The organism is Nonomuraea sp. NPDC049378, from assembly GCF_055586745.1.
Genome location: NZ_JBVJHP010000001.1, coordinates 430,097 through 449,864, shown reverse-complemented (window position 1 = coordinate 449,864; position 19,768 = coordinate 430,097). Strand labels below are relative to the sequence as shown.

Annotated in this window: 18 protein-coding genes and 1 pseudogene; 7 read left to right on the top strand and 12 right to left on the bottom strand. The window is 71.8% G+C overall.

All coding sequences use genetic code 11. The features are described from left to right. Window positions 1–164: 164 nt before the first annotated feature. Window positions 165–620 (top strand): hypothetical protein, encoded by a 456-nt coding sequence (locus tag ACZ6SA_RS02000; RefSeq protein WP_465826105.1) that lies wholly within the window; start codon window positions 165–167, stop codon window positions 618–620. A gap of 78 nt (window positions 621–698) precedes the next feature. Here ACZ6SA_RS02000 and ACZ6SA_RS01995 read toward each other — a convergent pair whose 3' ends face one another. The 5 genes from ACZ6SA_RS01995 to ACZ6SA_RS01975 all read right to left on the bottom strand — a co-directional run bounded on the left by ACZ6SA_RS01995 (window position 699) and on the right by ACZ6SA_RS01975 (window position 6,866). Continuing rightward, on the bottom strand, window positions 699–917 hold the full coding sequence (locus tag ACZ6SA_RS01995) for a hypothetical protein (RefSeq protein WP_347641894.1): 219 nt from the start codon (window positions 915–917) through the stop codon (window positions 699–701). Window positions 918–1,016: 99 nt separating this feature from the next. Next, the gene (locus ACZ6SA_RS01990) at window positions 1,017–1,505 is read right to left on the bottom strand and encodes a DUF6941 family protein (protein WP_465826631.1); all 489 of its coding nucleotides are present in this window, start codon (window positions 1,503–1,505) and stop codon (window positions 1,017–1,019) included. Continuing rightward, the gene (locus ACZ6SA_RS01985) at window positions 1,505–1,906 is read right to left on the bottom strand and encodes a helix-turn-helix domain-containing protein (protein WP_465826103.1); all 402 of its coding nucleotides are present in this window, start codon (window positions 1,904–1,906) and stop codon (window positions 1,505–1,507) included. Before ACZ6SA_RS01985 ends, ACZ6SA_RS01990 begins: the two co-directional genes overlap by 1 nt. A gap of 422 nt (window positions 1,907–2,328) precedes the next feature. Further along, window positions 2,329–3,468 carry an acyl-CoA dehydrogenase family protein gene (locus tag ACZ6SA_RS01980; RefSeq protein ID WP_465826102.1) on the bottom strand — a complete coding sequence of 380 codons (1,140 nt, stop codon included), beginning with the start codon at window positions 3,466–3,468 and terminating at the stop codon, window positions 2,329–2,331. A gap of 2 nt (window positions 3,469–3,470) precedes the next feature. Continuing rightward, window positions 3,471–6,866: an indolepyruvate ferredoxin oxidoreductase family protein gene (locus ACZ6SA_RS01975; protein WP_465826100.1), complete on the bottom strand. Its 3,396-nt coding sequence runs from the start codon at window positions 6,864–6,866 to the stop codon at window positions 3,471–3,473. A gap of 154 nt (window positions 6,867–7,020) precedes the next feature. Between ACZ6SA_RS01975 and ACZ6SA_RS01970 the strand changes: the two genes are divergently transcribed. After that, on the top strand, window positions 7,021–7,521 hold the full coding sequence (locus tag ACZ6SA_RS01970; protein ID WP_132508840.1) for an Lrp/AsnC family transcriptional regulator: 501 nt from the start codon (window positions 7,021–7,023) through the stop codon (window positions 7,519–7,521). Here ACZ6SA_RS01970 and ACZ6SA_RS01965 read toward each other — a convergent pair. Beyond that, window positions 7,482–8,633 (bottom strand): COG1361 family protein, encoded by a 1,152-nt coding sequence (locus ACZ6SA_RS01965; RefSeq protein WP_465826099.1) that lies wholly within the window; start codon window positions 8,631–8,633, stop codon window positions 7,482–7,484. The genes ACZ6SA_RS01970 and ACZ6SA_RS01965 overlap by 40 nt on opposite strands. A gap of 193 nt (window positions 8,634–8,826) precedes the next feature. Here ACZ6SA_RS01965 and ACZ6SA_RS01960 point away from each other — a divergent pair, with 193 nt between their 5' ends. The 3 genes from ACZ6SA_RS01960 to ACZ6SA_RS01950 all read left to right on the top strand — a co-directional run bounded on the left by ACZ6SA_RS01960 (window position 8,827) and on the right by ACZ6SA_RS01950 (window position 11,334). Then, window positions 8,827–9,579 (top strand): class I SAM-dependent methyltransferase, encoded by a 753-nt coding sequence (locus ACZ6SA_RS01960; RefSeq protein ID WP_465826098.1) that lies wholly within the window; start codon window positions 8,827–8,829, stop codon window positions 9,577–9,579. 85 nt (window positions 9,580–9,664) lie between these two features. Beyond that, the gene (locus ACZ6SA_RS01955) at window positions 9,665–10,258 is read left to right on the top strand and encodes a hypothetical protein (RefSeq protein WP_347641900.1); all 594 of its coding nucleotides are present in this window, start codon (window positions 9,665–9,667) and stop codon (window positions 10,256–10,258) included. Between the two features lie 179 nt (window positions 10,259–10,437). Next, entirely contained in the window at window positions 10,438–11,334 is an 897-nt protein-coding gene (locus tag ACZ6SA_RS01950) for a lysostaphin resistance A-like protein (RefSeq protein ID WP_465826096.1), read from the top strand. A 386-nt stretch (window positions 11,335–11,720) separates the two neighbouring features. Here the strand turns inward: ACZ6SA_RS01950 and ACZ6SA_RS01945 are convergent, their stop codons facing one another. After that, entirely contained in the window at window positions 11,721–12,005 is a 285-nt protein-coding gene (locus ACZ6SA_RS01945) for a transposase (RefSeq protein WP_465826094.1), read from the bottom strand. Here ACZ6SA_RS01945 and ACZ6SA_RS01940 point away from each other — a divergent pair. Then, window positions 11,926–13,068, top strand: a complete 1,143-nt coding sequence (locus ACZ6SA_RS01940) for an RNA-guided endonuclease InsQ/TnpB family protein (protein WP_465826093.1) — start codon at window positions 11,926–11,928, stop codon at window positions 13,066–13,068. The genes ACZ6SA_RS01945 and ACZ6SA_RS01940 overlap by 80 nt on opposite strands. Window positions 13,069–13,438: 370 nt before the next feature. Continuing rightward, window positions 13,439–13,563, top strand: a pseudogene (locus ACZ6SA_RS01935) (phosphorothioated DNA-binding restriction endonuclease); the annotation flags it as partial. A gap of 73 nt (window positions 13,564–13,636) precedes the next feature. Here ACZ6SA_RS01935 and ACZ6SA_RS01930 read toward each other — a convergent pair. The 5 genes from ACZ6SA_RS01930 to ACZ6SA_RS01910 form a co-directional block, all read right to left on the bottom strand. Then, window positions 13,637–14,524, bottom strand: coding sequence for an alpha/beta hydrolase family protein (locus ACZ6SA_RS01930; protein ID WP_465826092.1), 888 nt, complete (start codon window positions 14,522–14,524; stop codon window positions 13,637–13,639). Window positions 14,525–14,622: 98 nt separating this feature from the next. Continuing rightward, complete coding sequence (locus ACZ6SA_RS01925; protein ID WP_465826090.1) at window positions 14,623–17,382, bottom strand: helix-turn-helix transcriptional regulator; 2,760 nt, start codon at window positions 17,380–17,382, stop codon at window positions 14,623–14,625. 39 nt (window positions 17,383–17,421) lie between these two features. Continuing rightward, complete coding sequence (locus tag ACZ6SA_RS01920; protein ID WP_465826088.1) at window positions 17,422–17,862, bottom strand: VOC family protein; 441 nt, start codon at window positions 17,860–17,862, stop codon at window positions 17,422–17,424. Window positions 17,863–17,920: 58 nt separating this feature from the next. Further along, window positions 17,921–18,910 (bottom strand): branched-chain amino acid ABC transporter permease, encoded by a 990-nt coding sequence (locus ACZ6SA_RS01915; protein ID WP_465826086.1) that lies wholly within the window; start codon window positions 18,908–18,910, stop codon window positions 17,921–17,923. Continuing rightward, entirely contained in the window at window positions 18,907–19,767 is an 861-nt protein-coding gene (locus tag ACZ6SA_RS01910; RefSeq protein WP_465826084.1) for a branched-chain amino acid ABC transporter permease, read from the bottom strand. The genes ACZ6SA_RS01915 and ACZ6SA_RS01910 overlap by 4 nt, the downstream gene beginning before the upstream one ends. Window position 19,768: the final 1 nt, after the last annotated feature.

The following is a 19,768-nucleotide window of genomic DNA, read 5'->3' as shown; positions in this document are numbered from 1 at the left end:
ACCAGGCGCTGGATCTGCTCGGGAAGTCTTTTCCGGGCACCGCTGAAGCGCTCCCACCTGTGGACGGCGAGCAGCGCGTACGCTTGCGGGCGAGTCACATCAGTTCTCGCTGATTCCGGTGCTCCCACGAAACAGCGACGGAACAAGCCGAGCAGGAGGCGCACGTGGCGATGCCGAAGAAGGGCTCGCGGCTCATCACCGTCGATGGCACCGTCTTCCGCTGGCGGGTCCGCCACAAGCCGACCTACTGCCAGGGCAACGGCTGGACCCCGCTCCGCTTCGCCGTCGAGCGAGCCGACGATCCGGGAGGCGTTCTCATAGTGTCACTTCCCTGCGCCCGGCCGGACAACTGGCTGGGGGAGCGAACCATCGCGATCCGTCCCGTCCTCGTCGCCGGATGCATCAGGAGGGCCCGCGACCAGGGATGGAACCCGGAGCAACCGGGCTCACCCTTCACCCTCACCGTCGCCGAGGACGACCTGGCCGCGCTCCTGGGCGAAGCCCCTCACTACCTGGTCCCGTTCCTCTGGGGCATGATCCCGGAAGGCGGCGGCATCGAAGACCTCCCTCGATGCACTCAGATTCGGGGTCAACAGGAACCGAGCACCAACAGTCTCTGATCCTTTCGGGGTCTTTGCCCTGATCGCGCCACAGGGCAGGGGTAAGAGCGGTCCGCGCTCGACACGTGAGCCGTCCGATCACTTGGAGCGCATGACCCGTTCGATCACGAGGACCCCGACCAGCCAGAAGGCCGCGTATGCCAGGGGGCGCATCGTCAGGTAGATCACCGTGATCTGTCCTGGATCCTCGAAGAAGTAGTCGATGGCGAGATCGACCAGAAAGAAACCCGCGACGACGCAGGTCCAGGCCAGCCAGGCCACCCGTGCCTCACGGCTCCATCCCTTGGGGCCGATCATCTCGACGAGCAGATCTTGTCGACTACGCAGTCAAGCGGCACGTCTCCGCCGCTCGTACACCTTGATCGGCTTCCAAGGGCGTATGCCGGCAGCGGTCCGTTACCCGACGTTAGAACCTGAGATGCGAGCCTCATCTGTCTTTCCCTGTCGTGCACCATTCGTAGGTGCTTCGGCTCTGACGACGAAGCTCACGGAAGCGACCTCGACATCGTTCGCCGCCAGGATCCACTCATAGACATGGCCAGCGGTTAGAGGCAACGGTGGAATGGGGATGGCGAAGCTAACGTTCAACGGGACTCGCCTCGCCATGGGTTCCGCCTGATCGATGTCAGGTGCGAACTCTCCGCTGAAAGAAAGCGCCCCGTCTCCGTCGGTGAAGGGGCGGACGGGCTGTCCCTCCTCGTCTTGCAGGCGAACAACGAAGCGGATTCTCTGTCGCACTTCCTCCCATGGAGCTCGCAAGAAGCCGACAACGGCTGCCATCGGCACCGTGGGCCCTGTTACAGACCAACCCGCTCCGAGTACGTTGATCTTCCCGGTCGCCGCATCAGTACTCGCGGCGTCACTCAGGACAAGAAAACCTTCCATCACGAGGCAGCCCTTTTCAGCTCCAGCGCTCCCGCCCCACAGGTGAGGGCTCCATCAATGACCCCTGCGGGCCCATGCATAACGACGCGGGCAGCGGCCGATGTGGTGTCAGGGACTACGTCGGGTGTCTTCACGACGTGACACACTTCGGCGCCGATCGCGAATGCGTAGCGGCGGATCGTGGACATGCGAGGATCTCCGCCAACCCGTTCAAAGTCTGACACGGCGGGCTGACTGCGCCCCATCTTCGCGGCCACGTCAGCCTGCGTCAGACCGAGTCGCTTGCGCACTCCGACCAGGGTCTCGATGAGACGCATGTCTCGCTCGACTGCTGCGCTTTCACGCTGAACCTCGGGGTCGTCTGAATCGATGCCGAGCAGTGCGGCGATGTCGCGGTCCACGCCTACCTCCCCTTATCGGGTCTACCTTATATTCTGCTTCGCCATTCGGCTGGCCGATCCCGGGCGGTTTCGATGGCCCGTTGCTGGGCTCCGTTGCTGCCCTTCTTGTGAAACTTGAGGCCGAGCAGTAGGTGCTCACCATCTGTAAGCACGGCGTAGTACAGGCGGTACTCGCTGCCCCCGTAGCTGAGGCGAGCCTCACTGAGACCCTTACCCAGGGCCCTCACATCCCGATCCATCACCCTGTCGTGCTCGATCCGCCACATCAGGTGGCCCAACTCGATGAGAGGGGGCTTGCCTTGTAGAACCTCATGGATCTCTTTGCTGGCGACTTCAGCGCCGGAGGGGGTGGTGTACCACTGCCGCGTAGCTGGCGAATCCCGCCTCCCTTCACAAGGAAGCGGGTCTCCGCATTTCGGACGCTACTTGGCCAAGTGCCTGCTGATCACCATTCGCTGGATCTGGTTGGTGCCCTCGAAGATCTGCATGATCTTGGCCTCGCGCATGTACCGCTCGACCCTGAACTCCCGCGTGTACCCGTACCCGCCGAACACCTGCACCGCGTCCGTCGTCACCTTCATCGCCGCGTCCGTGGCGACCAGCTTGGCGACGCTCGCCTGCCGGCCGTACGGCAGCCCCGCGTCGCGGCGGCGGGCCGCGTCGAGGTACGTCGCCCGCGCGCTGTCCACCCCGGCCGCCATGTCGGCGAGCAGGAACCCGAGCCCCTGGTGGTCGATGATGCGCTTGCCGAACGTCTGCCGCTCCTTGGCGTAGGCGACGGCCTCGTCGAGCGCGGCCTGGGCGAGGCCGGTGGCGCAGGCGGCGATGCCGAGCCGGCCGGAGTCGAGGGCGCTGAAGGCGATCTGCAGTCCCTGCCCCTCCTCGCCGATGAGCCGGTCGGCGTCCAGGACGGCGCCGTCCCAGTGGGCGCTGGTCGTGGGGACGGCGTGCAGGCCCATCTTCTCCTCGGGGCGCCCGAAGGAGAGCCCTTCGGCGGTCCCGGGGGCGAGGAAGCAGGAGACGCCGCGCGACCCCTCACCGGTGCGGGCGAACAGGGCGTAGAAGTCGGCGATGCCGCCGTGGGTGATCCACGCCTTGTTGCCGGTGATCCGGTAGCCGGTCTCGACCCGCTCCGCCTTGCAGGCGAGGGCGCCGGCGTCGGATCCGGCCTGCGGCTCCGACAGGCTGTAGCCGCCGACGACGCGTCCCGCCAGCATGTCGGGCAGCCACCGCTCGCGCTGCTCGGGCGTGCCGTAGGCGTGGACGGGGAAGCAGGCGAGGGTGTGCACGCTGGTCGCGACCGCGACGGCCGCCCACCGCATCGCCAGCTCCTCGATGACCTGCAGGTAGACCTCGTACGGTTGCCCGCCGCCGCCCAGTTCCTCCGGGTACGGCAGCCCGAGCAGCCCCGCGCCGCCCAGCGTGGCGAACAGCCCGTCGGGGTAGGTCTCGGCCCGTTCGTGCTCGTCCACGCGGCGCGCGAGCTCCTTGTCGGCGATCTCGCGCGTCAGGTCGATGAGGTCCTTCGCGTCCTGGTCGGGAAGCAGGCGGTCGACGGTCACGGTCACTCCTGGGTCGGGGCGGGCTCGTCCAGCCGCGCCAGGGCGGTCCTGGCGCGCTCGCGGAAGTCGGCGACCCGGGCGAGCTTGATGTCCTCGTACCCGCGGATCAGGTCGGGCAGGCCCGCGATCTCGGTGACGGCGGCGGCCGTGCCGGGGGTGAGCCGGGACAGGGCGGCGCGCACCAGATCACGATATTCGGTGACGAGCGCGCGTTCGACGCGGCGTACCTCGGCCTGGCCGAACACGTCGAGCGCCGTCCCGCGCAGCACCCGCGCGGCCCGCAGCCCGCGGAACAGCACGGGGGCCGAGCGGCGCAGCCTGATCTTGCGCTTCATGCCCATCGCGCGCAGCAGCGGCGGGTGCAGCAGCACGGACACGGTGGCGTCCGCGCCGAACTCGCGCTCGCGCCGCTCCTGCTCGGCCGGGTCGAGGTGGAGGCGGGCGACCTCGTACTCGTCCTTGTAGGCCATGAGCTTGTGCAGGCCGCGGGCGTAGGCGAGGGCGATCTCGGTGCCCGCCTGCTTGCCGGCGCGCTGGACCGCGGCGGCGCGCACCCGGCGCACGTCCTGGGCGTACGTGCGGGCGTACGTCGCGTTCTGGTAGCCGGTCAGGTCGGCGGCGCGCGCGGCCACCACCTCGTCGAATCCTTCCGGCACGGGCGGGGGCGCCGTGATCTCGCGCACCGCGGCGGGGTCGGACACGGCGGTGCGGCCCCAGCGGAAGGCGGCGAGGTTCTGCTCGACGGAGGCCCTGTTGAGGGTGATGGCCCGCTCGATGGACGCGGCCGAGACCGGCAGGCAGCCGAGCTGGTAGGCGGCGCCGAGCAGCAGCAGGTTGGCCGGCATGTGGTCGCCGAACAGGACGTCGGCCAGCTCGTGGGCGGCCACGCACTCGACGGCCTTGACGGCAGGCTCGACGCGGGCGACCGCGCCGGCGTGTCCAGGCACCGGCGCGCGGCCGGTCACCATGGCGGCGGTGGGCACGACGGAGGTGTTCAGCACGGCGATGGTGCGTTCGGGCGCGGCCACGGCGAGGTTGGCGTCGGCCGCCGCGCCGAGCAGGTCGAACCCGATGAGCACGTCGGCCATGCGGTGCGAGGCGCGTACGGAGCCCGCGAGCGGGCGCGGCGAGATCCGCACGTCGCTGACCACGGGCCCGCCCTTCTGCGCCAGCCCGGTCTGCTCGAGCCCGGCCGTGTGCAGGCCGTCGAGGTGCGCCGCCATCTGCAGGATCTGCGAGACGGTGACGACGCCGGTGCCGCCGATGCCGGGCATCCTGATGAGCACGTCGTCGCCCACCCGGACGGCGGGTTCCGGCGGTTCGGCGGGCGGCGCCGGAGCCTGGTGCGGCCGCCTGGTGCCCGGCTCGACCAGCAGGAACGACGGGCAGTCGCCCTTGAGGCAGCTCAGGTCGGTGTTGCAGGACGCCTGGTGGATGCGGGTCTTGCGGCCGTACTCGGTCTCGACCGGCTGCACGGACAGGCAGGTCGAGACGTCGCCGCAGTCGCCGCAGCCCTCGCAGACCCGCTCGTTGATCACGACCTTCTCGGTGGGCGTGGGCAGCTTGCCGCGCTTGCGCAGCCGCCGCTCCTCGGCGGCGCACCGGTCGTCGTGGATGAGCACGGTCACGCCGTCGAGCGCGGCCAGCTCCTTCTCGACCTCGGGCAGGTCGTCGCGGTGCCGTACGGATGCGATGGGCGCCAGCCGCACCCCGCGGTACGTCTCCGGCTCCGGCGTGGTGACCACGACGCGGCGTACGCCCTCCAGCGCCAGCTCCCGCGTGAGCGTGGGCACGTCGAGCCGGCCCTCCGCGCGCTGCCCGCCGGTCATGGCGACGGCGTCGTTGTAGAGCAGCTTGTACGTCATCGTCACCCCGGCGGCCACCGCCGCCCTGATCGCCAGCGAGCCGGAGTGGTGGAAGGTGCCGTCGCCGATGTTCTGCACGAAGTGCCGGTCCTCGGTGAACGGCGCAAGCCCGATCCACTGGGCGCCCTCGCCGCCCATCTGGGTGATGCCGACCTGGGTGCCGCGCCCGTGCCCGTCCAGCGCGATCATGGCGTGGCAGCCGATGCCGACGCCGACGAGCGTCCCGTCGGAGGTGCGGGTGGAGGTGTTGTGCGGGCAGCCCGAGCAGAAGTACGGCGTGCGCGCGGCGACCAGGGGGAGCAGGGGGCGCGGTTTCTTCGCAGCCGGGCCGGTGGTGACGGAGGCCCGGGGCAGCCGGCCGGGGTCCAGGCAGGCGACCAGGGCCTTGGCGACGTCCTCGGCGCTCAGGGTGCCGCGGGCGCTCAGCAGCTCCCTGCCCAGCACGGCCGGCACCCGGTCGCGGCCGTACAGGGCCTGCTTGAGCTGCCCCTCCAGGAACGGCACCTTGTCCTCGACCACGAGCACCCGGTCGAGGTCGGACGTCATCGCGGCCAGCTCGGCGTGGTCGAGCGGGAACGGCATCGCGAGCCGGATCAGCCGCAGCCCGGCGTCGTCCAGGGCGGACCGGTCGAGGCCCAGGTCGGCCAGCGCCCGCAGGACCACCGCGTACGTCGTGCCGGACGCGACGATCCCCAGCGCGGTGTTGCCCTCGCCGGCCATCACCCGGTTCAGGCGGTGCGTACGGGCGTAGGCGCGGGCCAAATCGAGGCGGCGGGTCAGCAGGTCGTGCTCGGCGTCCAGCGCCGCCGCGCCCAGCAGGATCGGGGACGACGCGCGGGCGGCGCGGTCCGGGAACGGGATGTGCTCGCGCAGCGGGCCGAGGTCGACCGTGGCGGACGCGTCGGCGATGTCGGCCACGATCTTCAGCCCGGCCCAGAGCCCGGTCGCGCGCGACAGGGCCACCGCGTGCAGCCCGAACTCGATGATCTCGGCGATCGAGCCGGGCGCGAGCAGCGGCATGGCCAGGCTCTGGCACATCGGCTCGCACGTGCTGGGCAGCGTGGACGACTTGCAGCCGGGGTCGTCGCCGATCCAGGCCACCGCGCCGCCGAGCGGGGCCGTGCCCGCCGTGTTGGCGTGCCTGATGGCGTCGGCGGCCCGGTCGAGGCCGGGGTTCTTGCCGTACCAGAAGCCCGTCACGCCCTCGTGGCGGCGGCCCGGCACCTGGTCCAGCAGCTGCGTGCCGGCCACCGCCGTGGCCGCCAGCTCCTCGTTCAGGCCCGGCTTGAACACCACGCCCATGTCGTCCAGGAACCGCGACGCCCGCCCCATCTCCAGGTCCACACCGCCCAGCGGGGACCCTTGGTAACCGGACACGAACGCCCGCGTGTCCAGCCCGCGCGCCCGGTCGAGCCTGCGCTGCTCCAGCGTCAGGCGGACCAGCGCCTGAACGCCAGAGATGAGCACCCGGCCGTCGAGCGCCGCGTACTTGTCGTCGAGTGACACGGGGGCGGGAGTCTCGCTGGGGCTCATGCGGACCTCCTGGCTTCGTACGTGGGATCCCCAGCACAGCAATGCGGCACACGATGCGCAAGTATGAGATGAGAAAGCACGCGTAAGACGCAAACAATGTACGTCAGCATGCCTCATGTCCGAAGATGTTTGCGCCCAGGGGGAAGGTTCTCGCATGCCCGACGTCGACGACATCGACCACCAGGTGCTGCGCCTGCTACGGGAGGACGGGCGCAGGACGTTCTCCGAGATGGCCGAGCGGGTCGGCCTGTCCGTCGCCGCCGTCAAGCGGCGCGTCGACCGGCTCAGGGACCTGGGCGTGATCACCGGGTTCACCGTGCAGATCGACTACGCCAAGCTCGGATGGGGCATCGAGGCGTTCACCGAGCTGCGCTACCCCGGCACCACCCCGGTCAGCGAGATCGTCCGCACGGCCACCGACGTGCCCGAGGTGCAGGAGGTCTTCACGATCGCCGGCGACCCCGACGCGCTGATCCACGTACGGGTGCGGGACCTCGGGCACCTCCAGCAGGTCATCGACAGGCTGCGCAGGGCCGGCGACGTGACGGGCACGAAGACGCTGCTCGTGCTCGGGACGTGGACGCGCGACGCGCTGGCGCCGCGCAGCGGCTGGAATCAGGGCATCCCGCTGGCCCGGTCGCGGCGGGAGAAATAGCGTACGAGCAGGCCGATCGCCAGCAGCACCGCCGTCCCGAGACCGAGCACCCAGATCGACACGCCGGTCATGGGGAGCGGTCGCGGGTCTTCGAGCCCTTCCGCGCGCGGCGCCCGGCCGTGCGCCGCGGATCGGTGCTCGTGCCGGCCCGCCCGCTCGCCGGGGGCGGCCGCGCGCGGCTCGGGCCTCGGCTCCGCGTCCTCGACCTTCGACGGCTGAGCGGCAGGGGCCGGCTCGTCGGGGGCGGGCCCGTCCGTGGTGGCCGCCCGTACGGGTTCCACGGCGGTGGAGGTGCAGGAACGGTTGTTCGCGGTGTTCGCCTCGTCGCCGTCGGCGCTGACCGTGGCGCAGTTCCTGACCAGACCGGGCTCGCCGGGCGCGAGGGTGAACATGAACGTCCTGCGCTCCGACGGCGCGAGCGTGCCGAGGGGGCAGACGAGGGCGGGCCCGCCTCCAGGGCACTCCGGCGGGCGGTCGGCGATCGTCGCGCCGCCGCCCGGATGGCGCACCGTCACGCCGGTCGCCGGCGTGAGCCCCTCGTTGACGACCGTCACCGCGTAGGCGATGGCGCCGCCGGCGGTGAGCGTCGCCGCCTTGGTGATCGTGACGTCGGCCCTGGCGGCCCTGGCCTCGGTGACCAACTGCGCGGAGTCGCCCTGCGCGCCCGACGCGGAGACCTCGGCCCGGCTGGACAGCGCCGTGCCGTCGGAGAGTTCGGGGTCGATCACGACAGGGAACGCACGCGTCACGCTCCGGCCCGCCGGGATCGTCAGGGCCGGCCCGCCGCAGGTGATGGTCCGGCCGTTGAGGACGCAGCCGTCGGGGAGAGGGCCGGGGGCCACGTGCTCGTCGAGGGTGCCGGTGATGGTCACGGCCTCGGCGGCCGTGTCGCCCGCGTTCGTGACGGTCACCGTGTAGACGGCCTGACCGCCGATGACCAGCGGGTCGGGAACGGCGGCCTGCCCGATGCGCAGGCTCGCCGACGGTGGTTCGCTCGCCCAGGGCGGTCCGCCCACCCCCGGTCCGCCCGCCGCTGATCCGCCCGCCACGGCCGGAGCGGCTGCGCCGCCGCCCAGCGCGGCCAGCGCGATGACCGCCGCCACCCGGGCCATGCCCATCTCCTACCCCCGCGTTGACCGCCGTGCCTGCTCGACCCCGGAGCCGATCTTTCTATCGGCCGCAGAGGCGGCGGCGGGCTGCACACCGGAATCATGCGCTGCCGTGGCACATTCTTTGCCGGGAGACCGTTCCGCGCTCGACGAACATCTCTCGGCCCGCCCCGCGGCGGCGCGTAGGGTCGGCGTCATGCCGAAGGCCGCCCGCTATGACGACGTCGCCGGCTTCTACGCGGCCGGCTGGCCCGACGACGTCGACGACCCCGCGTCCGTGCGCCTGCTCGACCTGCTGGGGCTGCTCGCGGGCCGCCGGGTGCTGGACGTCGCCTGCGGTCACGGCCGGATCAGCCGCGCACTCGCCCGCCGCGGGGCCGCTGTCGTGGGCGTCGACCTCTCGTCGGCGCTGGTCGAGAGGGCGCGGGAGGCCGAGCGCGAAAGCCCGCTCGGCATCGGCTACGTCCACGCCGACGCGACCGAGCCCGGCACGCTCGACGCGATCGAGCCCTCCGGGGTGGGAGCGTTCGACGCCGTGGTGTGCGCGTTCGGCCTGTCCGACATCGACGACCTCGAGGGCGCGGCCGCGACCGCCGCCCGCGGGCTCCGGCCCGGAGGTGTGTTCGCCTGCTCCCTCCTGCACCCATGCTTCCCCGGTGGGCAGGGCGTCTCCGGCTCCTGGCCGGGCGACGCCGGCTATCACGCGGAGGGCTGGTGGCGGGCCGACGGCGAGCGCTCGACCCTGCGCCGCCAGGTGGGCGCCAACCACCGCACGCTGTCGACGTACCTCAACACGTTGCGCCGCCACGGCCTGTGGCTGGACGAGATGGACGAGCCCGAGCCCGCCCGGGAGTGGGCGGCGACCCGCCCGGACGCCGCCAGGTTCCCCGTGTTCCTCGTCATGAGGTGTGTACGCCGTAGCCGGGCCCAGCCGGCGATATCGGCGTAGAGGGCCGCCTGCTGTCCGGTGTGCGGAGTGTCGCGATCGTGCGCAGCCGGGGCGATTCTTTCGTGAGCGGACGGAGGAGGCAGACGTGCGGCGGCTTCTGAGATGCATCGCGATGGTGGGGCTGCTGTCGTTGTTCACCGCTTCGGTGTCCGGCATCTCCTGGGCGATCACCGCCGGGCCGGACGGCGCAGGGGGAGGGGCGCTGCCGGCGTTCGTCGTGGCTGCTCTCGTGGTGACGGGGGGATGGGTGGCCCTGCTGGCCAAGGCTGGGGCGCACCCCCTTGGCATGGTCGTCGCCGGGCTCGTCGCCCTGTTCTTCGCCGGTACCGTTCCGGCCGCGTTCGGCGAGCGGGCGCTGCACGAGCGCGGCCGGTTCACCACGTGCCGGGTCCTGGCCGTCACCGAGGAGGAGGGCTTCAACGGGGCCTCCGCCATTCACGTCCACCGGCTGGCCTGCGACGCCCTGGGCCCCCTTTCGATCACGAAGTCCGACCTCATCCTGCGGGTGAACCAGCGCGTCCGCGTGCACTATGACCCCGAGGGAGGGGTGGACGCGCGGTTGGCCGGTGACGGAGAGCCCGTGAGCGGTGTGGACGCCTCCGTGCTCGCCGGAGCCGAGCTCGGCCTGCTCACCCTCGCGTCCCTCGGCCTGATCGTGTTCGGCCGGCCCGACCCATGAGGCCGCGCCGCCCTTCATCGAGCGCCGGCAGCGGTCCTGGCCGTGGCAGCGAGATCGCCGTCCCTCGTGAGAGCTACCGCGATTGTTCGTCGCAGGGGGATGGAACGCCCCGCGCAGATCCCTAACCTCCGTGGGACCGCGGAAAACGCCGCGGGAACCTGATCGAGAGGATCGCGGTCGTGGCATCCACGGAGCACCAGGAGAACCCCCCTTCGCAAGCCGGCCTCTCCACGGGCCGGCGCCGGTTGCGCACGTTCCGCTTTCCCGTCCTGCTGGTCGCGTTGTTCGGCGTGATGGTGGCGACCGCCGGGATCAACCAGCTCGTCGCGCCCGTACCGGTGCTCGCCCTGCCGGTGGGGGCCGGCCTGGCCGTCGCCGCTCTGGCCTGCTACCGCCGGCTCTGCCGGATCGTCGAGCTCCGCCCGACCGTCCCCGAACTCGAGAAGGCGGGCAGAGGGTCGCAGCTGCTGCGCGGGACGCTGCTCGGGTCCGGCCTGTTCACCGTGCTGATGGCGCTGATCGCGGTGTTCGGCGGCTGGCAGGGCGTGTCCTGGGGTTCCTTCGGCGGCTTCCTCGGCGGCGCGGGCATGATGGCGAGCGTCGCCGTCGCCGAGGAACTCCTGTTCCGCGGGGTCCTGTTCCGCATCATGGAGGAACGTGTCGGCAGCGTGATCGCCCTGGTCGTATCCACGCTGCTGTTCGGTGCGACACACCTGGTCAACGTCAACGCCACGCTGTGGGGCGCGCTCGCGATCGCCCTGACGGGCGGGGCCATGACGGCAGCCGCCTACATCGCCACCCGCTCGCTGTGGCTGCCCATCGGCCTGCACTTCGCCTGGAACTTCACCCACGCCGGGGTCTTCGGTGTCATGATCTCCGGATCGGACATGCCACCCCACGGCCTGCTGAACGTCACGCTCTCCGGCCCGTCCGCGCTGACCGGCGGCGCCTTCGGGCCCGAGGCCAGCCTGCTCGCCCTGCTGGTCTGCCTGGCGCCCACGATCGTGCTGCTGCGGCGGGCGGCCCGTACCGGCCGGATCCGGCGGCGCCCCCGCCGCGCCAAGCTCCCCGCCTGACCGCTTCAGCAGTTGGCCCCCGCCGTCTCGAAGGTCCTCCCGTCGTTGATCTGGAGTGCCCCGATCCATTTACGGTCGCACGGATAACTGACGTTCCAGGTCCTGGTTATGCTCCGCCCCGCGAACACGGTGTACCACGTGGAGTCCCATTTGACGGTGCTTGTTTGGTTGCTCCTGTATCCGACGCGTGCGGTGACGGGCGACCCGCCCGTCTTGTTGTAGGTGACCCTGATGCGCTGCGGGCTCTGGAGCAGTGTGATGCAGACGGTTCCGTTCTTCAGCGTGATCTGGCGTGGAACCCCGGGCGTTTACGCCCGGGAGGAAACGACAGCGCGGGAGGGCCGCCAGGCCCGAGCGGTGCTCTGACAGCCGTCTGTGGGGGTGGCTCAGCCTGGCCGCTTCTGGTTCTCGATGTACTCCTTGGTGATCGACAGGGGTGGCCCGCCGCAGGACGCGGCGACATACGAGGGGGACCAGAGCCGGCTGTCCCACGGATAGCGGCGGATGTGGACTGGAAACTCCTTGCACAGCGCGGATATCGGGTTCGGGTTTCCCCGCGCTGTGATGTGGACCTTGATAGTGTGTTCGATTGTGAAACTGGTGGTGCAGGTGAAGCTGCTGCCGACGCCGCAGCAGGCGGCGGCGTTGGAGGCGACCCTGGACGCCGTCAACCGGGCGGCGAATCTGGTCGCGGCATTGGCGTTCCAGCGCCGCTGTTTCCGTAACTTCGATCTGCGCAGGCACGCCTACGATCAGGTCAAGGCGGAGTTCGGGCTGGCGGCCCAGGCCGCCCAGCATGTGATCAAGAAGGTGTGCGACGCCTATCGCACGCTGCACGCCAACCTGGCCGCCGGGAATCTGGGCAGGCCCGGATCCCCGCGCCGGGTCAAGGCCGAAGCCAAGCCGGTCTCCTTCCGGCCGCTGGCGGCTCAGCCGTATGACGACCGGTGCCTGTCCTGGCAGCACGATCAGCGGACGGTGTCGATCTGGACGACCGTCGGCCGGCTGAAAGGGGTGGCCTTCACCGGCTCAGAGGAGCACCTGGCCCTGCTGGCCGCCCACCGCCGTGGCGAGTCGGATCTGGTGTGCCGGGACGGGATGTGGTTCCTGCACGCCACCATCGAGGTCCCCGACGTCCCGGCCGCCGCGCCGGAGGGGTTCTTGGGCGTGGACCTGGGCATCGCCGACATCGCCACCACCAGCGACGGCGTCCGGCGCAGCGGTAAAGGGCTGAACGCGGTGCGGCACCGGCATCGTGCATTGCGCCGCCGGTTGCAGGCCAAAGCCACCAAGTCCGCCAAGCGGCTGCTCAAGCGCCGTCGCCGCAAGGAGGCCCGTTTCGCGGCCGACACCAATCATGTGATCGCCAAGCAGATCGTGACCGAGGCGGAACGCACCGGGCGCGGGATCGCTCTGGAAGACCTCCAGGGCATCCGCGAGCGGGTACGGCTTCGCAAGCCCCAGCGGGTCACGCTGCATGGGTGGAGCTTCCACCAGTTGGGCGGCTTCATCGACTACAAGGCGGCCCGGGCCGGTGTCGCCGTCATCTACGTCGATCCGTCCTACACCTCACAGCAGTGCTCGCAGTGCGGGCACGTGGACCGGCGCAACCGGCCCGACCAGGCCACCTTCTCCTGCACGTCGTGCGGCTTCGCTGAGCACGCCGACGTCAACGCAGCCCGCAACATCGCCTCACGCGGTGAAACGGGCTGGGCAGTGAGTCACGCTGCCTAACGCGGACCAGACCGTCGAAGCCATCGACGGCGAGGAGCTGCAAGCTCGGTCGTTTACGGCCGAGAAGCTGACGGGCTCGCACTGCCTGGGCGGGGCGGCCAGGGCGCCCGCGCCGGCTTGCGCGGATGCCGCCGCCGGGGCGCAGGCGATCACCGAGCCGGCAACGGCTACGGCGGCCCCCAGAGAGGTGAGTCGGTATCGCATTCATGGTCCTTTCGATCGGGTGGTCCCGCTGAAATTCGAGGAGAATCGGTCGGCTCCCGCGCGTCCCCCTCAATGGCGACATGTTTGGCCCTGAGCTGTTTCCTCGGTGTTTCCAGGCGAGCCCAGGGGTCAAGGAAGGACATGGCCCGACCTGGCCCGGTCTTCCCGGGACATGGTGCTCGCTCTGGCCGGCCGCCCTGCCAGAGATCCCAGCCCGGCCTGGACCCGGTCGAACAGGACCACATCAGCTGGCACAGCCGTCAGGTCTTTCGCATACCAGCCCGCGGCTGAAACCCCCACGGACGGGGTCCAACCACGCCGGTGGCGGCCGCCCCGATGAAGGCGGCCGCCACCGGGCGAGGGGTCAGGAGCTGGGGCAGGTGTCGCGGTACTCCTCGATGGCGGGCCCGCTGGGCGGCGGGCACAGGAACTGCTCGTAGCGGGTGTCGTCGTCGACGAACCGCTTGAGCCAGGCCACCATCGACTTGGCCATCGTGGTGTCGGGAATCTGCGGGAAGAAGTGGCTCGCGCCGTTGAGCTCCAGGTACGCCTTCTCCGACGAGGACGGGATGCTCTCGTAGAAGCGCTCGGAGTGGCTGGAGACGGGGGCGATGCTGTCGCTCTCCCCGCCGATGATCATGGTGGGGACACGCACGCCCGACCAGCTCTTCGTCAGGTTCCACGGCGCGATCGGGACGGCCGCCTGGAGCGAGGACCGGTCGTCGGCGGCCTCCAGCGAGCCGCCGCCGCCCATCGAGTGGCCGGCCACGGCCAGCCTGGACGGGTCGATGCGGCCGCGGACCGTCGACGGGCTGTCCTCCACCAGGTAGTCGAGGGCCGCGAGGAGCTGGCGGCCCCGGCTGGCGGGCTGGTCGTAGATGGTGTTGGTCTCGATGCCGATCACCACGAAGCCGTGCGAGGCGATCCTCGGGCCGAGCCAGTCGAGGCTCGACCACCTGGCGGTGTAGCCGGGCGAGATGGCGATCGCCCCGAACGTGCCCTGGCTGGTGTCGTCCGGGTAGTAGATCTCTCCGCCGCCGAAGCCGCCGACCAGCGAGGAGACGCTCCGCTGGGACGTCGAGAACGGGCCGCGGCTCGCCTCGAGCAAGGCGTCCGTGGGGTCCGGGCCGCGCTCGTACGGGCCGGCCGCCTGGGCGGCGGGAGCGGCGGCGAGGCCGCCGGCGAGGAGTGCGAGGGTGAGGGCGAGCTTGGTCAACGTTCGCGCGCCGCGGTGGGGGGTGGTGAGCTGCACGTCGTCTTACTCCCTGCTCGAAGTGGGGGTGACTGCTGTCTGTCGCCATTGTTCGGATGCGGAGTCAGCCGTGCATCGGTGAAATCACCGGTCTCCGATCAGGACATGAGGCGTACCAGTTCGACGCGGGAGCGGACGCCGAGCCGGTCGAAGATGTTCCTGAGGTGGTGCTCGACGGTGCGCCTGCTCAGGAAGAGCCGCTCGGCCACCTCCTTGTTGGTGGCGCCCTCGGCGACCATGCGCGCGATCCGCATCTGCTGCGCCGTGAGCTGCCGCGTGGTGTCCGGCCGGGTGAGGCGTACCGGGTCGCCGGACGCGCGCAGCTCGGTCCTGGCCTGTTCCGTCCACAGGCGGGCGCCGTGGCGTTCGAACGTCTCCAGCGCCGCGTGCAGGTGGTTCCTGGCGGCGCCCGGGCGGCGGTCGCGGCGCAGCGCGCTGCCGTACAGCAGGCGGGTGCGTGCCGACTCGAACTCGCACACCCCCTGCCCGTGCAGGTCGAGCGCCTCGCGGAACAGCTCGTCCGCCTCGCCGGGCGCGGCGAGCAGCGCCCGGCAGCGGGCCACGAGCGCGCGCAGGTCGGGGCTGCGGGTGCTGCCGACCCAGCGATCGAGTACGCGCAGCGCGGCGGCGGCCCGTTCGCGGTCGCCGGTGCGCGCGGACGCCTCGATGAAGTGCGGCGTGGCCATGACGCGGATCACGACGTGGTTGTTACGCCGATCGGCGCGCAGCCGGGCGGCGGCGCCGGCGGGGCGGCCGGCGGCCAGATCGAGGCAGGCCAGCGCCCAGGTGCCGATGGCGCCCGCGATGCCCAGCTCGTGGGCGTCGGCCAGCTCGATCGCGGCGTCGGCACGCACCCGGCAGGTCTCCCTGTCGCCTTCGACGGCCGCCGTCATCGCCAGCCAGGCCAGGTGCTGGGCCGCCGTGTTGAGCTGGCCGGTGTCCTGGGCGAGACGCAGCCCCTCGGCCGCGGTCGTCGCGACGGAGGCGTACCTGCCCATCCAGATCTCCGGGTAGATCATGTACTCGAGCAGCTGCGGCACGGCGGAGGCGGCGCCGCGCACCCGGGCGGCCTCGACCGCGCGGGCCGACAGGCGGTGCGCGGTGGCGTCCTCGCCGAGCAGCAGGCTCGCCACGCACGCCCACACGAGCACCGCCGGATCGCGGACGGAGCCGGCCAGCTCGACCACCCGCCGCAGCGGCCCTGCGGCCTCCTGGTGCGAGCCGCTGAACGTGGAGGCCATGCCCGCCAGATACTCGAACATGAGCTGGGCCGGGGCGGCGTCGTCGGGGCGGCGCAGCGCGGCGGCCTGGCGGGCGATCGCGATGAACGCCCGGTTGTCGCCCGCCCGGTAGCTGGCGTCGGCGGCCCTGACGAGCGCGCGCACGCCCAGCGTGCGGTGGCTGGTCAGCAGGCGGGCCGCGGCGGCCAGCAGTTCCTCGCGGGCGCTTCCGGTCTCGCCGCGCAGCAGTTCCAGGCTGCCGTGCAGGAGCTGTACGCGGCCGCGTACCTCGTCGGGCGCGGTGAGCGAGCGGAGCCTGGCCAGCAGCGCGCGGGCGACCTGGGGCCGTCCCGCGATCCACGCGTGCCTGGCGGCGGCGGCCAGCCGGTCGGCCTTGGCCGGACCGTGCCCGGTGAGCTCGGCGGCGCGTTCGAGCGCGAGGTACGGCTCCGGCCCGCAGGGACGGCCGTCACCGGATGGCCGGGCCTCCAGCGCCGCCGCGGCCAACTCGCCGGCCAGCCGTTCCGTGTCCCGTCCTGCCGGTTCGTCGAGCGTGCAGGCCCGGTGCCAGGTCCCCCGCAGCCGGACCTCGGGAGTCTCCGCGTGCTGCTCCTCCAGCAGCGTCGCCAGTACGCGGTGGGCGTGGCGGCGGCGGGCGAGCGGAGCACTGTCGTAGGCGACCGCGCGTACCGCCGGATCGTCGAAGTCGTAACGGTCACCTGCCGTGTGCAGGAGGCCCGCGCGTTCGGCCGGTTCCAGCGAGGTGAGCGCGCAGCCGGGGCGGGCGGCGCGGATCAGGGTCGCCACGTCCAGGCCGGGATCGGCGGCGATCAGCAGCAGGAGCCGCCGGGTGTCCTCGGGCAGGGCGGCGAGCCGGCCCGCGTGCTCGTGCCACAGCCGCCCGCCACGGGGGAGCGCGGTGGGCGGGGCGGCCAGGCCCGCGCACTGGTCCGGGGTGAGGCCGCCGATCAGCTCGGCCAGCGCGAGGGGGTTGCCGCGGGCGATCTGGTCGAGCGCCGCCAGCAGGTCGCCGGCGATCCTGCCGGGCGCCAGGTCGTCGGCCAGCTCCCGCACGGCCACCTCGTCCAGCCCGCCCAGCACCCGGACCGGCACGCCGTCCATCCCTTCCGCTCTCGTGGTGAACAGCAGCGCCACCGGCTCGTGCGGCACCCGCCGCGCCACGAAGGCGAGCACCTCCCGGCTGGCCGGGTCCAGCAGATGCGCGTCGTCCACGCAGGCCAGGACCGGCCGCCGGGTCGCCACCGCCGACAGCAGGCCGAGGACGGCGGCGGGCAGGGCGAGCCCGGCCTGCGTCCCGGACTCCATGGCCTCCGCCAGGGCTCGCCCTTGCGCCTGCGGCAGCGCCGCGGCGTGCGCGGCGACCGGGCGCAACAGACCGTGCAGCCCCGCGTACGGGAGGCGCGACTCCGGCTCGACGCCCGCCACCCGCAGCACGCGGAAGTCGCGGGCGGCGTGCGCGGCGGCCAGGTCGAGCAGCGCCGTCTTGCCCATTCCCGGCGCTCCCGCCAGCAGCAACGCCCCGCCGGAACCCGAGCGGGCGCCGTCCAGTAACCGGAGCAGGGCACGTTCCTCCTCGCCGCGACCGCGCAACACGGGAACGGGTGCGATATTGGACATGTCGTCCAGTGTCGCCCGGGGGCGACGGGAGAGAAAGCCTCAGGCGACGGTGGGCACGGGGTCCTGGCCGAAGATCCATGGCGCGAACACGACCATCCACCCGTCAGGGTCGGCGTACGCGACCGCGCCCCGCTCGGCCCAGTAGGGGTTGTCCAGCGGCGCGGGCCTGTGCCCCAGACCGGCCAGCCGCTCGACGACGGCCGCCACCGCCTCGTGGCCGGACAGGTAGAGCACCAGCTGGTTCTCCGTGGACGGGGCCGGGATCTCGGGTGTCTCGCCGTGCTGCGTGAGCTCGAGGTGGACGGGTGTCCCGGGCAGGCCGAAGACGGCTCCGTCGTAACCGGTGTGCCCCCGCCACGAGGCGATCACCGGGAGCTGGAGCACGTCCCGGTAGAAGACCAGGCAGTCCTCGAAGCGGGCTGTCGGCCGGGCGAAGCGGACCGCCCCCACCGGCAGGAACTCCGGCCACTCGTGCGGCATGTCACACCCCTCCTCGACGTGTCGCGGGCCACCTTACCGACGGCCGGCCCGGCGCGCGTCAGCGGCTCTCCACGGGAGTGCTTCGCCGCTTCCCCTGCAGCCGGCCGGCGACGGCGGGCAGGAGGCCCTGGGGGAGGAACAGGACGACCACGATGAGGACGAGGGCGTAGACAGCGTACGAGAGCACGCTCGGCGCGTACGTCGGCATGCCGGGCAGCGCGCCCAGGGTGTTCAGCACCTGCAGGAGCAGCGTGATCGCGCTCGCTCCGACGACGGCGCCCCAGATCGTGCCGAGCCCGCCGACGACGGCCATGACGATGTACTGGATGGAGATGAGCACGGGGAACGATCCCGGCGCCACGTAGCCGGTGTAGAAGCAGTAGATGCCGCCCGCCAGCCCGGCGAAGGCCGCCGACAGCGCGAACACGACCAGCTTGTAGCGCCCGACCGGGATCCCCGAGGAGGCGGCCGCGGTCTCGCTGGTGGCCAGGGCGCGCAGGGCGCGGCCCGGCCGCGAGGTGATGACGTTGTGCGTCACGAGCATCACCAGGGCCACCCCCGCCCAGGTCAGGTACGCGTACGTGGCCGCGTCCGCCGCCTCGAACGACCCGACGGAGAACGGCGGGATGGCCTGCAACCCGATGTCGCCGCCGGTGAACTCGAGCTGGCCGGCCAGCGAGAGCAGGATGAGCTGCATGGCCAGCGTCGCGAAGGCCAGATGGTGTCCGCGCAGCCGCAGCAGCGGCGTGCCGATCACGAGCGCCGACAGCGCGGCGACCACGGGTGCGGCGACGAGCCCCGCGAGGGGCGGCACGCCGTTCAGGGCGAGCAGGGCGGCGGTGTAGGCGCCGATGGCGTAGAAGGCGCCCTGGCCGAGCGAGACCTGCCCGGCGTACCCCATGAGCAGCGACACCCCGACCGTGACCATGGCGGCCAGGCCGAGCAGGATGTACACGGCCAGCGAGCTGTCGTCGAGCACCGCGGGGAGGGCGAGCGTGACGGCGGCGATCAGGAGCCCGGCACCGGTTCTCAGCGGCAGCCTGATCATGTGGACTCCAGGGAGATGGCCGAGCGGCGGCTGGCTTGGACGATCATGACGACGAGCATGAGCCCCAGCGCCACCTCCAGCTGGTGGGAGCCGTAGCCGTAGCCGGCGGCCATGGTCTCGGCCACGCCGAGCACCAGCGCGCCGACGAGCGTGATGACGGGCCGGGTGAGCGCGCCGAAGACGGCGGCGGCGAAGCCGTTCACGATGAGCGTGACGTCGGTGTCGAACGAGATGGGCCGCAGCGGCGTCACCAGCACCCCGGCGATGCCGCCGAGCAGCCCGCCGAGCGCGAACGCCAGCAGCCCCATCTTCCTGACGTCGATGCCGACCACGCGGGCCGCGTACGGGTTGGAGGCGCAGGCCGTCAGCGCCTTGCCCAGGTAGGTGCGGCCGAAGAAGAGCGCGAGCAGCACGAACGTGGCGGCGGTCACGCCGATGACGAGCAGGTGCTGGGTCTGGATGCGCGCGCCCGCCAGGGTCACGGAGCCGGCCAGGCCGGGCGCCGAGCGGGGCTGGTCGCCCCACAGGATGATCTCGACGGCGTAGGCGAGCACGCCGACGCCCAGCGTGACGATGAGCGCCGACAGCGGTGTGGTGCCGCGCTTGCCGATGGCGGCCAGCCCGGTCAGCAGGCCCGCGACCGCCGCGGCCAGCACGGCGGCCAGCTCGCTCAGTCCGTGCGGGAACCCGAACCCGAGCAGCGAGGACGTGCACAGCCCCGCGACGACGGCGAACGTGCCCTGCGCGAAGTTGACCACACCGGTGACCCGGTGGATGGCGACCAGGCCGCTGCCGATGAGCGCGATCGCGCACCCGACCGCCAGGCCGTTCAGGAGATAGGTGAGGAAGGCGCTCATG